A 16,589-nucleotide genomic window follows, 5' to 3' on the forward strand; every position below is an offset into this window, starting at 1 on the left:
CGCATGAAGGTGTTGATCTCAGGAGTATGCGGTTTTGCCGGGAGTCATCTGGCGCGCTTTCTGCTAGAGTCGCACGAAGGTCTCTCCATCGTCGGAATTGACAATTTATCGCGCTTCGGAAGTGAGACAAATCGACTCGCACTAAAGCAAGCGGGTGTCGAACTTTTTCATGGCGATGTTCGCGTCGCGAGCGATCTGGAAGCCCTGCCGCGAGCCGATTGGGTAATTGATGCAGCAGCACAACCAAGCGTTCTGGCTGGCCGCGATGGAAAAACGAGTACCCGCCAATTACTGGAACACAATCTGCTCGGCACGGTAAATCTACTTGAATATTGCCGCAGCTCGAACGCAGGCTTCGTCCTTCTCAGCACCAGCCGGGTTTACTCCATTCGAGCCTTGACACAGTTGCCCTTGCGGGTCGAGTCTCATGCTTTCACACTCGAAGCCTCGGGAGTGTTGCCCGACGGAGTTTCGTCGACCGGAGTAAGTGAGCGATTCAGCGAAGAGGCGCCTATCTCCATCTATGGGGCGACCAAGCTTGCTTCGGAACGTTTAGCGCAAGAATTCGCCTGGGCCTTCCAGTTCCCTGTTTGGATCAACCGCTGTGGAGTACTCGCCGGCGCGGGGCAGTTTGGAACTGCCGAGCAAGGAATTTTTTCCTATTGGCTCCATGCTCACGCGGCCAGAAGGACGCTAAAGTACCTTGGTTTTGGGGGCCAGGGATTCCAGGTTCGAGACGCTTTGCATCCGCGCGACCTCGCGAGGCTGGTCGATTTGCAGTTGCACAGTCCAGGCACGGGTCAGCTCCTGAATGTCTCGGGAGGGCTCGTTAATTCGATGTCTCTGGCACAGTTAACAGCATGGTGTGATGAACGGTTTGGTACACATAAACCGATCCCGGACGGTAGTGAGCGTCCATACGACGTGCCATGGTTGATTCTCGATTCAACTCGAGTTCGAGCCTCGACGGCCTGGGAGCCCAAGATAAAGCTGGCTGAGATTCTAGATGAGATCGCAGATCATGCTACCGCTAATCCGGAGTGGCTCACGCGGTGCGGCCTATGACTGCCCCTGACTCGGCGGAAGTTCCATTGACTCTGCTCTCGGTTGTGATCCCCGCCCGCGATGAAGAAGGCTGTATCGCATCGACGATTGAACATCTACATGTAGAGTTGCGCCTTCATCGGATTCCGCACGAAATCATTGTTGTTGACGATGGAAGCACCGACCGGACCGCCCAGATTGTGACCGAACTGGCGGCGCGCATTCCCGAAGCGCGGCTCGTTCAAAATGGGCCTTCTCACGGATTCGGACGAGCAATCAATTGCGGCCTGCAAAGCATGCGCGGCGATGCGGTGGTCATCATGATGGCGGATGAATCCGATGATTGCCGCGACGTTGTGCGCTATTGGAACGCTCTCAACGAAGGCTGGGATGCTGTCTTCGGCTCGCGATTCATGAAGGGCGGCGGGGTGATTGATTACCCATGGCTCAAGCTTCGCATTAATCGTATGGCGAATCTTTTCATCCGATTGCTCTTCGGCATCTCGTTGAACGACACGACCAATGCATTCAAAGGCTATCGCCGCAGGGTGATTGAGGGTTGCCAGCCCCTGCTATCTGCACATTTCAATATGACGGTGGAGATCCCGCTCAAGGCGATCGTTCGCGGCTATTCCTGGACCACGATGCCAATCACATGGCGCAATCGACGAACGGGTGAGGCGAAACTGAAGATTCAAGAGATGGGCAGCCGATACCTGTTCATATGCCTTTATCTATGGCTCGAGAAGTATCTGAGCCGAGGGGACTACACGAAACAACCAAGTGCGTGAATGAATCTCAAAGTTTGCCTTCATTGATACGCATTGCCTAAATCTTAGCGTTGTTGATGGTGTCTCAGTTTCGTTTCGGATTTCATTTCGGGTACACATAATTGCGATACAAGGCCGACTCATTACGGAAATGGCTGTTGCCAGAACATCTGCTATGGTGCCTTGTTCTTGTCCTGTTCTTTAATGCATTCGGGATGTTTACTCCGACGATGCCCGTTGGGGGGCGTAGTCCCTTGGAATCGCTGACTCCTTCCTGGGAATATGGCCTCAATGAAGCGGTCGCCCAAAGGCTTGTATTCGGAAAAGATTTAGTATTTACTTTCGGGCCATACGCATCGGTATATACCCATCTTTACCATCCGAATTGCGTATGGATTATGACCTTGGGAATCACCCTCGTTGATAGCCTCTTCTTGCTCTGCTTTGGATGGCTCGTAAAAAATGCTCGCTGGCAATGGCCTTGGATCTTAGCTTGCGGGCTAGCAATACCAGTGACAAGTCCAGACGCGTTTCTCTTCTCCTTACCCTTGCTCGTGGGTCTCATCATCTTCAAGTTGGGTCTTTCATCCAAGGGATGGGCCTTTGAAGACAAGTCCATCGTGGCACTGATCTCGCTTGCTTTCGCGTGCCTTGGATTGCTGCCATTGATCAAAGGCTCGCTCCTCCTCTTAACAGTGGGGATTTGTATAGCCTGTTTCGCATTCCTTTCCGGTCAGCGAAGGTGGACAACAGGGCTGATATGCCTGATCGCGCCAGCAATCTCAATGGCATTTTTCTGGGTTGCTTCGGGGCAGCCATTAATCGCCCTACCGGGATACCTCTCGAGCATGACCCTCATCATATCCGGCTATACGGAGGCTATGGCCGTCGCTGGCTCTCAGCAGATTTTGCTTCTTTTCATGGTCGGTGCTGGCGTGATGATGCTTAGTATCGCTATACAAAAGGGCATTTCGATTAGTCAGAAAGGGTTCCTCGTTTTTATCTTCGCTCTCTTCTTGTTTGTCGGATTCAAGGCTGGATTTGTCCGTCAAGACCTCCATTTTTCGGAGGCGATGAATTGCCTGGCGCTTGGCAGTCTGTTCTTGGCGACATTTCACTCGGATGTCAAATTTTCATTCGGTTCCAAGAGGCTGCTGGCAATAACTCTTTGCGCAACCTTCTTAGCTTTTCTCCCCTTGTTGTTGTCTGGTGCTGCAATTGAAGAATCACTGGTCAATCAGACATCGGCCGGCGGCCAATCGACAGTGGGGCTCAAAGGCCTGATCAATAATGGCCCGAAATTGATTCACCTCGTCTCATTGCAAGAGTCCTGGCGATTGCATCCATGGGATTTTAGGGTGTGGGCTTGGCGGGAGGAATTCGAGCAAGCGAATCGAGAGATCAATAAAACGTCGGGATTGAACTTTGCAATCCGGGGAACAGCAGATATTTATTCATATGAACAATCGAGCTTGTTGGCTAGAGGTCTCCCGTGGGATCCAAGGCCGGTTCTCCAGAGCTACAGCGCCTATACTCCTGAACTTATTCGACGCGACGAACAGCACCTGCGGGACGGTGAAGCTCCGGATAATCTGATATTCCGACTGGAGACGATTGATAATCGCCTGCCCTCTTTGGACGACGGCCAGAGTTGGCCGGCTATGCTGGACAACTATTCAGTGTCCGATTCTGCTAATGAGTGGGTTCTCCTCGCGAAGAGGCCAGGAGCAATCAGGCGGGAGAGCAAATACACTGCTCTCGGAACGGTCTCGGCTGAGCTTGAGGATGATGTGGCCGTACCCGCCGCCACTGGTCCGATCTTTGTGGAAATCAGCCAAAGACTAAGTACTGTCGGGAAAGTTATCTCGCTGGTCTACAAGGTACCGTCGCTGAGTTTGAAAGTAACCATGCGCAATGGAGAAGCATCGGTATACCGAGTTAGTGCAAACACGATGGAAACTGGATTCCTTCTCTCGCCGCTTGTAATCAGCAATGCTGACTTCGTGAGGCTCTTTGATTCCAATGCAGCGACGCGCGGAGATGATGCAGTCAAGAGCATTGCTCTCGAGGTCCCCGGGGAGCGATCAGTCTGCTGGAACAAGAAGTACACGGTCACTTTTAAGCAATATGAGTATTGATCTATTTATTCGAGTCGGTTCGTTCCGCGAGAAGTGAAAGTTCAAACTAAAGTGCCGGACCTTGGACGAGCAAGATCTTTGTGGCTCACTCAATCGGAGTCAAAACTCTTGCGATTGGTTAGTGGTTAATTCGTGAGTTTATCTAGCCGACCGGAACCAAAGGCTGCGACAGCTGCAAGCAGCGCGCCGGCAAAGACATCGGAGATGTAATGCTCGCCGGTAGTCACGGTAGAGAAGATGATGAGTCCGGACAAGATTGAAGCCGGGATTCGCAGAGAAGGGAACACCCACAGCGCTTGCGCGCAGAGGATGGCCCAGAAAACATGGAATGACGGAAAGCAGACTATACCGGTCGGAAGGTGATACTCGCACGGGCCAGGATGGCGCAGAAGAAATAGAGTGGCTTGGGAGGCAATTTGGTCCGGCCTTGCGGCGACGTGATACCCATACCATGGCCCCACCGCCGGAATTAGCGCAAAGCAAGGAAGGCCGACAGCGAATCCAATCACGTTTGCTAGCAGGAACTGTTTCGCTGCTTGTGCTTTGCCGGCGAGCGCCGTCACCAGAATCGCCGCACGCATGTAAGGGAAGAGTAGAAAGTAACTACCACTCGCAAGGATGCCCAGCGGGTTGCGTAACGACCACGCCACGATTACCGGGATTCGAACGCCAGCATACTGATCCAAGCGAACAAGAAGGGCGTCCCTGAGTTCAAAGCCAAGGCCAAGTCGGGCCGCAATTGCTACGGGAAAATTAAGTGTGTAAGTAAAGAAAATCGCCCAAAAGATGACGGCAATAAGATCCTTCCAATACAGTTTCCCCTTCTCCTCCAAATACAAAGTAGCGGATAGTACTGCGACTCCCACACAGACAAGAGCAAAGAACATCGTGCCGACATTGGGCACATGAATCTGTGTCGCCTTACACCCGACAAAGGACACAACCAAAATTGCCGTGCCTGCATAAGCCATCTTGATATTGAAGCTGGGATGGCGAAGGGCATGTCTCCAGGATACGAAAATAGGGCTTGAGCTTAATTCGCGAAACCAAGTTCGATGGAGTTCCCCCGGAGCCGACTTGCGCTGAACTTCGGTTTCTGCCATCCCCAGTCTCCACGATGTTTAAGGTTAGTGCCACTCAATAAAAACTCTTACGATTGGATCTCTTTCTGCAATTATTCGACCAAGGGTCGTAACCAGCAATTCTGGCGTTTCGCTGGGAAAATGGCCTACTTGCGGGTAACGCCGGCCACTTCACCCATTATTGATTTTAGCTCCGACCAGCGTGACTGGGTGAGAAGTCGGTGGATCAAAGCTAGTGGCCCCGGAAATTGTGGGGCGCGGGGATCATGTCAATCAAGTTGATAGCTCGTTATCTTGCACTTCGGTAATTTGCGGCTCTCAACGACAGCCAAGCCGATAGATTTCAGGTCTCGAAGAATACCGGCGTCGCGTCGCATCTTCATTGCGGGGCCAGAATTGCGTTGCTTAGGCTAGTTCAGTTTGCGCAGGATTAGGACGTCCGGCAATGCTGGTCAAGCGATGGCCTAGGCGAGTAGCTGGCCGCTCGATGACATAGTAGCTCGCAAGCGCGAAACAGAACATGAGGCACATCATCACGATTTCGGAGAGAACTGAGCCACTGATCAGAAAAAAGAACAGGTTCCAGACGTAAAGGCTATAGGAGATGGTCCCTAGCCACGCAAGTGGACGAAACGAGAGGGGACGGGCCATGAGCGAATTCGGATGAACTACCGAAGCAACGATCAGTACAGCGATTGCGACGGACTCAGTCAGAGGAGGCAAGTACGGGAATCGGGTAACACAGAAAAGAACGATCGCACCCGCCGGCAAGGCCAAAACCTTCGACCATCGGCAGGCCAAAGGGCGAAAGCTAGGTTCATTGAGCAGCAGTGACACCAAACATCCAATTAACAATGCATCTGCGCGCACTTCGGTACGAAATGAAAGATAGAGATGGTTGTAGAAGTCCCAGTTCAATAACCGGTACCCGGAGCAAAGGAGTGCGCCTGCTAATGCGAACCATCTGGCTCGTCGGCCGCCTGCCAATAGCAACAGGCATGGCCAAACAAGATAGAACTGTTCTTCAATGGAAAGCGACCAGAAGGAGGCAGTAAGTCCCTGCCCCAAATGTCCAAGAAAGTTGCGGAAAATAAACAGGCAGGAGACCACTTCCGTCGAAGTGAGAGTCTGTATCCCGATAGCCTTTCCAAACAACCAAATCACGATCAAATAGACCCAAACCACCGGCAGCAGTCGAAAAAAACGGCGTAGATAAAACCGCTTAAGATCAATCGGCCCTTCCAGTAGTTTGGTGGTAATCAAAAAGCCGCTCAACACGAAGAAGATGGTGACACCGTGTTGTCCGGTATTTGTCCACGGCCCCGGAATCGATCGGTGCATCGTTCCCTGAATGTGCTCGAGCAAGACCAGCGTGATCGCAACGCCGCGCCAGCCGTCCAACGAAGGGATCCGATTCATCGCGCTAGCTCACGTTTCCGGGCATAAAACTCCTCATTCGGAGAACTTCGGCTCGAAAATCCTCATCGGCTTTGCCCGACCAGCCGAGTCGAGGTAGATGTTCACGATGAGTTTGGGCAGCCTTCAACGGGCAGGCCCCAGGACGCAGTCATCGCCTCCTGCGACCCATCGCAAATGGTGCGCGCGGAATATAAACGACGTGGGTCGAGAAGAGAGGAATGACGTTTTTCTGGATGGCACGGTAACGAGTTTATCAGGGGGGCGCATGCCGTAAACAGAATCAGGCCGAGGTCCGGCTAGATTGGAGTTGCTCATACTGAATGATCTGGGTGCGGGTCTCAGCGGCCATGTCGGCGCCAGATTGCCATTGGCGATACCACTGCATCGTCCATTCCACTTGCGAATCGTGTCCATGGGCTGCGAGAAACCGTCATGGAAATAAGCGTGTACCTCGCCTTTAGAGGTGAGCTTCTGGGTCGGGCCGCCCTCAAACGCCGTGCTTTCGTCTGGGATCTCGCTGATGACCGAGGGTGAAAGAACAAGAAGGCGCTGTTAATATTGCCACCTTCGATCGCCAGCGGAGTTGGCTTTTTCTCTCTCGTGCTCAGCATTTCGATCCCGGGTACGGGGAGACAGACTATTTTATCTACCGCGTGCCACCAATGCTACTATCTGAGGCGGCGACTATGACTCACGAATTGCTCATCCGAGCCAAGCAAAGGCTTCTCCAGATGCACTATGAAAGCGGCGTCGGCCACATTGGGGGTAACCTGTCCTGCCTCGACATGTTGATGACGCTCTACCACGAGGTTCTGGATGATAACGATGAGTTTGTTTTGTCGAAAGGCCATGCAGCCGGCGCCATGTACGTCACGTTGTGGTCATTAGGAGTCCTAACCGACGACGATCTCCGATCGTTTCACAAGGACGGAACGCGTCTGAGCGGACATCCCCCGTTGCAAGGAATTCCAGAGATTCCATTTGCCACTGGCAGTCTGGGCCATGGACTCAGTCTGTCTTGCGGCTTGGCGCTCGGCAGGAAACTGAAGCAGGAACCGGGCCGCGTCTTCTGCCTCATGTCGGATGGCGAATGGAACGAAGGATCGAATTGGGAGGCACTCATTTTTCTCAAGCATCATCACCTCGACAATCTCACCTTGATCGTTGACCTTAATGGTCTGCAAGGCATGGGACCTACTCGCGACATCGCCGACCTCTCGCCGCTGGCTAACAAGTTTCGAGCCTTCGGTTTATCTACGGTGGAGGTTAACGGCCACGATTGTGAATCCTTAGTTACTGTTCTGCAGCAACGGGAATCCGAGCCCATCGCCGTCGTGGCGAATACCACCAAAGGAATGGGAGTATCGTTTATGGAGAATCGATTCGAATGGCATTACTTGCCTATCCGTGAGGAACAGTACCGGCAAGCGATCCTGGAACTGAGCAAAGAATGCGCCAAGAATTCCGTCGAACCCTCCTAGAGTTCTCGGCTTGCCCTGAATTCGTATTCTTAACTGGCGATCTGGGTTTTATGGCGCTCGAACCACTACGCGAGGCCATGGAACAGCGGTTTATCAATGCGGGCGTTGCAGAGCAAAACATGGTGGGGGTAGCGGCAGGCTTGGCAAAAAGCGGACTCCGACCATGGGCTTACAGCATTGCTCCATTTCTGTATGCCCGCCCCTTCGAACAGATTCGAAATGATGTGTGTCTGCACAATCTTCCGGTCGTGTTGGTTGGTAATGGCGGCGGATATGGATATGGCGTCATGGGCACTACGCATCACGCACTGGAAGATTATGGTACGCTCCTGACACTGCCCAACATGCGTGCATACATACCAGCATTCGATTCTGACTTGCGCTGCATGATCCAACATCTCATGACGGTGAAGCACCCGGCTTATCTTCGGCTGGGTGTTTCCGAACAGCCTTCTTGGTTAGTACCGGACCCTTACGCTGCGTGGCGGCGAATCCTGCCGGGCGAGGGTCCTACAGTTGCGTTTGTCGGACCTCTAGTGGGTTCCGCTCTGGACGCAATACGTGTGTCTGGGGTAAACGCGGACTGCTGGCTTGTGAGTGAATTGCCGATTCATCGGCCGCCGCCCGAGTTTCTATCGAGTGTCAGGGATTCTGGATACCTCTTAGTCGTGGAGGAGCACGTGTCCGTAGGTAGTTTTGGGCAAATGTTGGCATGCGAACTGCTTGCAGCGGGTGTGTGTCCGACCCGCTTTGTGCATCGGGCGGCGTTAGGCTACGTCACCGGCCTATATGGCTCGCAGGGATTTCATCGTAAAGAATGTGGACTCGACTCCGCCAGTATAGTGTCAGAGCTGAACCAAGCTGCGCACTCATGAGAGATTCGTTATCCCTTCAGGAGAAAATAGAACGCCTCCAAGGGCCGATACTGGTCCTGGGTGGCAGCGGCTTCGTGGGCGCCAACGTGCTGCGCACGCTTTGCAAACACCGAGATGACGCTTACGGAACCGCCTCACGTTTGCCTGCTTGGCGCCTAGAGGGTTTGCCTGCACAACACGTAAAGGTGACTGACCTGCTGATTGATTCCAATCTGGATCAGTTGCTGGGAGCCGTTCAACCTCGCACAATTATCGATTGTGTGGCCTACGGCGGGTATTCGTTTGAGACCGATAGCCAGCTTATCTACCAGACAAATTTCAATCTTGTGTCCCGGCTGCTAGCCCGACTGGCAGACCGAAGAATCGCGGCGTATGTGCACGCTGGCAGTTCTTCGGAGTATGGATTCAACGCTTCCGGCCCAAGCGAAGACTCAGTGCTCTCGCCCAACAGCCATTACGCGGTTTCAAAGGCGGCGGCCTCGCAGCTGATTTACTTCTACGGGAAGAGAATCGGGCTACCTTGTGTGAACCTGCGCTTGTATTCCGTTTACGGCCCGCTAGAGGATGCTTCGCGTCTCATTCCAAACCTAGTGCAGTGTGGCATCGATGGGCGGTACCCCGACTTCGTGAACCCGGCCATCTCGCGGGATTTCATTTTTACCGACGACGCGGTTGAAGCCTTTGTCGACGTCGCTCTGAATCTGACTGAAGCTGACTACGGCGAGTCGTTCAACATCGGAACCGGCCAGAAGACGACCATTGGCGAGTGCGCCGAACTGGCGAAACAATTGTTCTCCATTTCCGCCGAGCCGGTGTTCACGATGCCCAACCGACAATGGGACTTGCCCGATTGGTACGCGAATACTGAAAAAGTGCGCACAAGGATTGGCTGGCAATCTCGGACTGCCTTTCAGGATGGCCTGATGATGACAGCGGAGTGGTTCCGATCTCTGCCTGACCGCGCCATCTATTTTCAATCGTCCAAGCGTTTCGGCCTCGACACCAAGCACAGTGTCTCTGCAATCATTGCTTGCTACCGCGACAACCGCGCCATCCCGGTCATGTATGAGCGCCTGAAGGCGACCTTCACCAAGCTGAACGTCGATCACGAGATCATTTTTGTGAACGACGGCAGCCCTGATGACTCGGAGGAGGTTATCCGGCAGATTTCACAAAACGACCGCCGCGTTCGCGGCATTTCGCATTCACGGAATTTCGGATCGCAGGCCGCATTCCGCAGTGGTATGGAAATCGCAACCAAGAATTGCTGCGTGCTGCTGGATGGAGATTTACAGGACCCTCCCGAGCTGATTGAAGCGATGGTGGCCAAATGGCGCGAAGGGTACGACGTGGTATATGGGCGCCGGGTTAAGAGGGAAGGGCCGGTCCTGATGCGGTTTGCGTATAAGGCCTTCTACCGGCTATTCGACTACTTCTCCTATGTAAGGATTCCACACGATGCGGGCGATTTTTCATTGATGGACAAGCGCGTGACGCAGGCTGTGCTGACTTTTCCGGAACGGGACCTGTTTCTGCGTGGCGTGCGGGCCTATGCGGGTTTCAAACAAACAGGGATCGACTACCTTCGTCCGGAGCGAATGTTCGGCGTGACAACGAACAGCCTGTTCAAGAACATTGGCTGGGCCAAGAAAGGCATCCTCTCATTCAGTTATGTGCCGCTAACCATGTTGAGTGTGTCTGGTCTCATTCTTCTGGGCCTGACGGGTCTGGCAATGTTTCTGCAAATCGTATCGCGGCTGGTGTTTCCACAATCAGCGCCTCATGGCGTGACCACCCTGATTATCTGCATCCTTTTCTTCGGTTCCTTGAATCTGTTTGCCGTCAGCCTTGTTGGGGAGTATTTAGCAAAAATCTTCGAAGAGGTAAAGCGCCGGCCGCACTTCATCCGGCGGAGCATTATTGCGCAAGGCGAGGTTCGATTCGCTGCGACGGATCACCCCCCCACGGCCGAACTGTAACGGGGACAATCAGGATTTCGTGCACTTGGAAATGAACAGGTCAAGTGGAACTCTAACCAGATTGTGGCTAAACGGGATGGTTATCAGATCGTGACGGACGTGAAATTCTGTCTTGTCAAAGGAGCGCTCAAGGAGGTTGCGATAACTCTGCTCCTGACGCACGAATTTTCCCCGATCATTGTCTAAAAGCCACTTCCCGATGGCGTTCTGGTCAGGGACATAAACCCCATCGAACGTGAATAAAAACCCACCCGGCCGCAATGCACTGCGAATTGCCGACGCCGTCTCCGTAAACGACTTGTCGTCGAGGTGGTGTAATACCCCATTCATCATTACGCCATCCGCTGGTCCGAATTCCTTTGCGGCAGCCGCATCGAAAACCCGGCAATGAAATGTTCCTAAGTGTCCAAAATGACGATTTGCGAAGCGAATGTATCTCTCATCCGTGTCGAAACCATCGTAAAACACTCCTCGCGGCAACTTCGGAAGGATATGGCCGGGGCCGCACCCTATATCAATCAGGCGCTGGCCGGGCCGGAGCTCGAGGTATTGTTTGATCGCCTTGACGCGCGCAGAGAAGAATCCACCACAAAACTGAAACAGATGGTAGATCGATGGGGCGTTCAGTATGTCCTTCATGACTCCGCGTTGCGGCACGTGCCGCGACTCCACTTGAAGTAGGCTATCATGCGGAATTTATTGCTTCGATCGGCTCTACAGCACGAACTCGAAACTGACAGAGTGAGAACAGCTCGCGAGGAGCGACTCAGAACCTTAACGGCTTTGAACTCTGAATTTCTGCTGCTAACCTGAGAGGGCCGCCCAAGTGAACTCCGAGGCGCGCCCCGGGGTGCAAATTGCCACGACAGGTAGAACCGCCAGTCTCGACCGTATGCGGGACGGCCAAGCCGATATCAACGGTTGCTGTGCTTTCCTGCGCGTGGCCCGCGTTGCTCCTCGCTACTGTCTGTCTCGTCCCTTATTTGAACAAGGCTTTCGTAGTAGACGATCCCTATTTCCTAACCTTGGCGCGACAAATCGTGAAGCACCCCGCCCATCCCATGGATTTCGAAATCTGCTGGAACAACATGCTTGGATGCACGAACATGAATCAATACGCGTCCGGGAATGTCCTGATGGGACAAGTGGCGCAAGGTTATCTACTGGTGCCGACTGTTCTGGGAGGCGCTCACGAATGGATCGCCCACCTGACACAACTGGTGATCGCATGGATAGCAGTAGTGGCAATGACTTCACTGACCTTTCGGTTCGGATGGGACCGGTGGCACGCGACCGTCGGCGCACTGCTCCTGGTGGCCATCCCCCCCTTTCTCCCCATGGCCAGCACTGCAATGCCCGATATTCTTGCGACCGCGCTCACTTTGGTGGCGATGGAACGGCTTGCAGCGTGGAGGGCAGAGCAGAAGTGGGGCCAGGGCGCGGCAGCCTCTATTGCGCTGGGGCTCGCTGCTCTTGCGCGTCCACACCTCATTCTTCTTTTAGGCCTTGGGGCGTTCTTTCTACTGGATGGCGTCAAGCCCAGAGAGGTTCTGGTGCAGTTCCGGCGGAAGTTCTGGCTCTGGACTCCGATCGTCGCAGGCTGTGGACTATTGTTGGCAGTCATTTTGGCAGTTCGTGAGGACATTCGGGCCATTAGCGCTCCTCCCGTAGCCTCTGGGGCTCGATACATTCGGGACAATCTTTTCACCTATCTGCTGTACTTTGCGTTTCCTCTGCCGCTCGCCGCATGCTGGGTAGCGAATCGGTTGAACGCGAGGCGGTGGCTTTTCGTTTCTATCCTGTTTGCGGTAGCGGTGATCCCGAAGCTGTTGGGCTTGCGATGGGATCTTTCCTTGATGCTGTTCCTGGCCGTCGTTAGCTTCGGCGCTTTGGCCGATCTATTCTTCGAAGCGGCAAAGGGATGCGACCTTACTGGTCTCTTTCTCATGCTCTGGATACTGATTCCACTCCCGGTCGTCTACTATGTTCATCTTCCGATAAAGTACGTTCTTCCCTGCATGCCCGCCGTCATTCTGCTCTGCTTCCGATTGCTGGATGATGTTTCGAAACGTTTTGCTCGATTCGCAGTTGTCATAGTTATCGTTGCCTGCACAAGCTATTCCTTTTTGATCCTTCGTTCGGATGCAGAATATGCCAATTTTGGTCGCGAGGCGCTGAATGAGTTAATTACGCCACATGTTGCAGCAGGCGAGAGTGTGTGGTATCCAGAGCAGTGCTGCAGCTATTGGTATGCAGCCTTGGATGGGGCAAGACTTACTTACCCGGGTGGCCCCCAGCCAATGCCTGGAGATCTGTTGGTTATGGACCGATTAATATTGGAAGACGATCCGCGGCTAGAGCGCTTCCCGCATCGAACATTAGTTGGAACGACATTTCACACGTATCGATTCGGAAGGACCGTGGGACTCCGATTGGGAGGCCTCTACACTGGTTTTTGGCTGTGGGGATTTGGTGACGCCGAAAATGACCGATTTGAACTTTGGAGAATAGATTGAGCCAACCGCTGTGCCCGTCGCTAGACGCACGATGGCGAGGTGTGGGGCTTTGGCAGAGGTAGAAGTCCCGCCTGATTCAGCCGCCAGCGGAGACATCGTGTGCCGCGCGTAGATCCAGAGATAGAAGATTGCCATCCCATTAGAAACCAGAGAACCAGCAGCGCAGGATGGTCAACAATTCGCATTAACCGCATTTCTCCCGTTCAGCGCCCAATGTCCGCTGCTAATAGGATACTTTTCACGGCAGTTCAGTGTTTGATTAGAACCATCGGCCAATTGAAAGGAGTAGGAATCAGAACCTGACTTCCTGAAGGTGCCGAGGCTAGTTGAGCAGCATAGATGTTGAACTTCATATCGGGCAACGGGCGGTATCTAAAGTCGCGCATGAATCCGATCATCATGAGGCATATCAATGCGCCGCATGCTATCCGTAGAGTCTGGCGCCGACTGCTATACCCATAGAGAATGCACCATGCGAATGCCAGGCAAGGGAAAAGCCAATATCGGAGTCCATAAGCCACAGCCAGCATATGCCATTCCGTCACGCCTGGTGGTGGCATTTCGTTCGTGAGAAACACTGAGACCGTGAATAGAGTAATGGACCAAATCAGGAATGACCTCATCTCAGTTGTTGACACAATAAAACTGCCAACCAGAATGCTGAGGCCCAGCAGGGAAAACATCGTCAATACTGATACAGGCAAGATGACCCCGAAGCTGTTGTGGCCGATTGTTGAACCCATGAATACCTGTCCAGTCAGTATCCGAAAGAAGGCCCCGAATCCTATCCCCAGTGGCGGGTGCTCTCGAGAGTTTCCAGCAATTAAGAGCGTTGCCGCCTGGATCAGGCATCCGGAAAACAGAATGATGAGAAGTATTTTCGGAACCCTGCGGGAACGGAATTGATATAAAGCAATGGGAAACAAAAAGATGCAAAAAGGGCCCGTGAGACCACAAAGCGAAATAATTAAGATGTCGAATATGTGCTGCGATTTAGAGTGCGCAGGTCGAGCGGTCAGGACGAGGAAGGCGACGATCGCTAGAAACCATTGCGACTCGGTAATGGTTGACATCATGTCTTGTGTATTCGGCAGGAGTAAATACGTCGCAGCCATCGAGAAGCGAAAGCTCAAGCTGCCCCAGCGCGAAGACCGAGATGAAAGTAACACGCTCACTGGAGCCGCCTGAATACAGATGGCAAAAAGATTCTGGATCAGCGGCGCAAGCGAAAACGGGAACAGGATCGCTAAAGCGGCCCCCAGCCGCGGAATGGTCTCGAAATAACCCTGATGGGTAATGAACAATGCGCGCCACCACCCGTGGTTATATGCATCTGCATACCAGATTTGCCCGTCTTCATAGAGAAACTGAGCATGAAGAATCGCATCAGGTCGACGCAGAACGATAACTAAACAGGTACATAGAAATGCAGAGACTTGCCAATAACTGGTAAGGCCCTGAGGCGGCCGCTCTCTAAGCGCTGCAATTTGGGTGTCCTGATCGGCCTTCACGGGGCTATTTTAAACGAAAGAAAAAGAAGCATCTATTGCATTTTCAAGTAATTCGATCGAGGTCACATCATAGGATGCAGTCTGAACGATGGTTGGCGTTGATCGAGCCTGACGTTGGTGGTACACGGGACCGTCCGCGCCCTCCGCAGTGGCCATCAGAACACTTGGAAAGCATGGATGATAGTTCTATCCGTGGCGACGATCTGCAGGACAATGATGGCCGCGGTAATGGCGACGCTGCTCCATCGAGCGGAGGGCCGACGATGCGGGGATAGCTCGACCGCAGCCATACCTGCCAAGATAAGGATGGGGATGAAGTATCGTCCCTGCAGTCCGGTAATCTCATTTTGTCCGACGTGCGCGCTCATGAGATACATGGCTGTCATAGCCAAGACAACACTAGCGAAGGCGAGTGCGAGATACCAGAGCGCGCGTAAGACGGATCGTTTCGCACCCTCTCGGGGACCGAGGCTCCAGATAACGACAAAGTTGACCAACGGCAGGAAATAGGCAAGGACAGGCCGGAGCAGCACAGAAAGCCATCCAAACATACCTACAGTCGAGAAGTAATAGAACAGCGCATTGATTCCCCAATCTCCAATTGTATGAATGAGTACGCGCATGAAAAACGCCGGATTGTGCAGAATGAAGGACATTTGGAGGGACGGGTGCCCTCCTCCAAGGGGCGACGTCATCGCGGGTTTTACGAAGAGCAGCCAACCAGCGGCGGCTCCCATTGCGACCGCAACCAAGATTACATGTGAACGAATAACACTGGCTGCTCTACCCCGCACAATTAGTCCTGGGACAACACCAGCCAGGAGCATGGGAGCGTAGACGGGTTTCACCGAGCACAGCACCGCGCCGAGCGCGGCAGCCATCACCAGTTCCCATGTCTTCCAGCTTCCGCTCGTGTTGGCCGCAAGCGAGAGTGCAAAGAACAGCAGCGCGCACGCAATCACGGCCGCATCAGGAGAAAGCGAAGCGTACAGAAAGAGGGACATCGGCAACAATCCGATTAAGATGACGAGTTCCCCCGCTATAGGTATCAGATAGACGGCAAAGCCTATCATTGCGAGAGCCGTCAGACAATTAAACAAACGTCCCAGAAAAACGAGATAGAGCGGCCCCAAACCGAATAAGCGTCCCACGGATATGCCGACTACCTGCGGGAGGTAAGGCAGAGGGGAATAAAATGCCGATCCGGGAAACGCGATGAATCGTCTCGTCGATTTTTCCAGGGGGATGGATGCCAGTTTCAACGTTTTTGCTAATGGCGCAGGTGTGACGGAATAAAAGACTCCATCTCGCGTATACACGACCGATTTGACCAGTTCTGGAAGTGAAACTGGCAGTGTGCCGCCTGAGACACCATTCTGGACCTCTGCACGAAATCGAAAATCGCTAAGCTGATATGCCCGGTAGAAATGCTGGACCTCGTCCGGCACCTGAAATGGCGGGGTAAGAACCACCAATGGGATCGAGCCTATTGCGCCCAGGATGATCATCAGGGACACGCGCATGAGCCTCACATTGTCGAGAGATCTTGATATTCGCTGCCATCTTGTGACCCGATCATCAATGTATTTTTGCATGTCCCGTGAACTCCAATTTCCAAGCCTGTTACCGGAGTCTAGTTTGGCGGACTTTTGGGGATGCCATTTCCCTACACTGGCGTGTATTTATGTATTTAGGTTAACTGAGCGAGACCGTCTACTTATGTTTTTGTCTTGCCTGTGTGCCCGCGCTGGCATGATGAATAACGGGGCGGGAT

At 53.2% G+C, this 16,589-nt stretch carries 12 protein-coding genes; 7 read left to right on the forward strand and 5 right to left on the reverse strand.

Translation table 11 applies throughout. From position 1 onward, the window contains the following. Positions 1 to 3: 3 nt before the first annotated feature. From P8935_RS20500 to P8935_RS20510, 3 genes are all read left to right on the forward strand, one after another. A complete protein-coding gene (locus P8935_RS20500) occupies positions 4 to 1,065 on the forward strand; it encodes an NAD-dependent epimerase/dehydratase family protein (RefSeq protein WP_348262172.1) in 1,062 nt (353 codons plus the stop codon). After that, positions 1,062 to 1,835, forward strand: a complete 774-nt coding sequence (locus P8935_RS20505; RefSeq protein ID WP_348262173.1) for a glycosyltransferase family 2 protein — start codon at positions 1,062 to 1,064, stop codon at positions 1,833 to 1,835. Before P8935_RS20500 ends, P8935_RS20505 begins: the two co-directional genes overlap by 4 nt. 233 nt (positions 1,836 to 2,068) lie before the next feature. Next, a complete protein-coding gene (locus tag P8935_RS20510; RefSeq protein ID WP_348262174.1) occupies positions 2,069 to 3,952 on the forward strand; it encodes a hypothetical protein in 1,884 nt (627 codons plus the stop codon). A 125-nt stretch (positions 3,953 to 4,077) separates the two neighbouring features. On the opposite strand, the gene P8935_RS20515 is transcribed toward P8935_RS20510, so the two are convergent. Beyond that, positions 4,078 to 5,055, reverse strand: a complete 978-nt coding sequence (locus P8935_RS20515) for a phosphatase PAP2 family protein (protein ID WP_348262175.1) — start codon at positions 5,053 to 5,055, stop codon at positions 4,078 to 4,080. Between the two features lie 384 nt (positions 5,056 to 5,439). Next, positions 5,440 to 6,453, reverse strand: a complete 1,014-nt coding sequence (locus P8935_RS20520) for an acyltransferase (protein WP_348262176.1) — start codon at positions 6,451 to 6,453, stop codon at positions 5,440 to 5,442. 686 nt (positions 6,454 to 7,139) lie between these two features. On the opposite strand from P8935_RS20520, the gene P8935_RS20525 reads away from it, so the two are divergent. From P8935_RS20525 to P8935_RS20535, 3 genes are read left to right on the forward strand one after another with little or no spacing between them, the layout of a single operon-like run. Continuing rightward, entirely contained in the window at positions 7,140 to 7,934 is a 795-nt protein-coding gene (locus tag P8935_RS20525; RefSeq protein WP_348262177.1) for a transketolase, read from the forward strand. Continuing rightward, positions 7,904 to 8,809 carry a hypothetical protein gene (locus tag P8935_RS20530; protein WP_348262178.1) on the forward strand — a complete coding sequence of 302 codons (906 nt, stop codon included), beginning with the start codon at positions 7,904 to 7,906 and terminating at the stop codon, positions 8,807 to 8,809. The genes P8935_RS20525 and P8935_RS20530 overlap by 31 nt, the downstream gene beginning before the upstream one ends. Then, positions 8,806 to 10,788 (forward strand): NAD-dependent epimerase/dehydratase family protein, encoded by a 1,983-nt coding sequence (locus P8935_RS20535; RefSeq protein WP_348262179.1) that lies wholly within the window; start codon positions 8,806 to 8,808, stop codon positions 10,786 to 10,788. The genes P8935_RS20530 and P8935_RS20535 overlap by 4 nt, the downstream gene beginning before the upstream one ends. A gap of 9 nt (positions 10,789 to 10,797) precedes the next feature. Here the strand turns inward: P8935_RS20535 and P8935_RS20540 are convergent, their stop codons facing one another. Next, positions 10,798 to 11,427, reverse strand: a complete 630-nt coding sequence (locus tag P8935_RS20540; RefSeq protein WP_348262180.1) for a class I SAM-dependent methyltransferase — start codon at positions 11,425 to 11,427, stop codon at positions 10,798 to 10,800. A 218-nt stretch (positions 11,428 to 11,645) separates the two neighbouring features. Here P8935_RS20540 and P8935_RS20545 point away from each other — a divergent pair, with 218 nt between their 5' ends. Then, positions 11,646 to 13,304 (forward strand): hypothetical protein, encoded by a 1,659-nt coding sequence (locus P8935_RS20545; protein ID WP_348262181.1) that lies wholly within the window; start codon positions 11,646 to 11,648, stop codon positions 13,302 to 13,304. A gap of 248 nt (positions 13,305 to 13,552) precedes the next feature. Here the strand turns inward: P8935_RS20545 and P8935_RS20550 are convergent, their stop codons facing one another. Continuing rightward, a complete protein-coding gene (locus P8935_RS20550) occupies positions 13,553 to 14,815 on the reverse strand; it encodes a hypothetical protein (RefSeq protein ID WP_348262182.1) in 1,263 nt (420 codons plus the stop codon). A gap of 155 nt (positions 14,816 to 14,970) precedes the next feature. Further along, on the reverse strand, positions 14,971 to 16,323 hold the full coding sequence (locus P8935_RS20555; protein WP_348265361.1) for a DUF2142 domain-containing protein: 1,353 nt from the start codon (positions 16,321 to 16,323) through the stop codon (positions 14,971 to 14,973). Positions 16,324 to 16,589 lie beyond the last annotated feature (266 nt).

The sequence above is a fragment of the Telmatobacter sp. DSM 110680 genome, assembly GCF_039994875.1.
Taxonomy (GTDB): Bacteria; Acidobacteriota; Terriglobia; order Terriglobales; family Acidobacteriaceae; genus Telmatobacter.

Coding starts and splice junctions, on each gene's coding strand:
- P8935_RS20500 (WP_348262172.1), top strand. CDS start 4: ATGAAGGTGTTGATCTCAGGAGTATGCGGTTTTGCCGGGAGTCATCTG.
- P8935_RS20505 (WP_348262173.1), top strand. CDS start 1,062: ATGACTGCCCCTGACTCGGCGGAAGTTCCATTGACTCTGCTCTCGGTT.
- P8935_RS20515 (WP_348262175.1), bottom strand. CDS start 5,055: ATGGCAGAAACCGAAGTTCAGCGCAAGTCGGCTCCGGGGGAACTCCAT.
- P8935_RS20520 (WP_348262176.1), bottom strand. CDS start 6,453: ATGAATCGGATCCCTTCGTTGGACGGCTGGCGCGGCGTTGCGATCACG.
- P8935_RS20525 (WP_348262177.1), top strand. CDS start 7,140: ATGACTCACGAATTGCTCATCCGAGCCAAGCAAAGGCTTCTCCAGATG.
- P8935_RS20530 (WP_348262178.1), top strand. CDS start 7,904: ATGCGCCAAGAATTCCGTCGAACCCTCCTAGAGTTCTCGGCTTGCCCT.
- P8935_RS20535 (WP_348262179.1), top strand. CDS start 8,806: ATGAGAGATTCGTTATCCCTTCAGGAGAAAATAGAACGCCTCCAAGGG.
- P8935_RS20540 (WP_348262180.1), bottom strand. CDS start 11,427: ATGAAGGACATACTGAACGCCCCATCGATCTACCATCTGTTTCAGTTT.
- P8935_RS20555 (WP_348265361.1), bottom strand. CDS start 16,323: ATGATCATCCTGGGCGCAATAGGCTCGATCCCATTGGTGGTTCTTACC.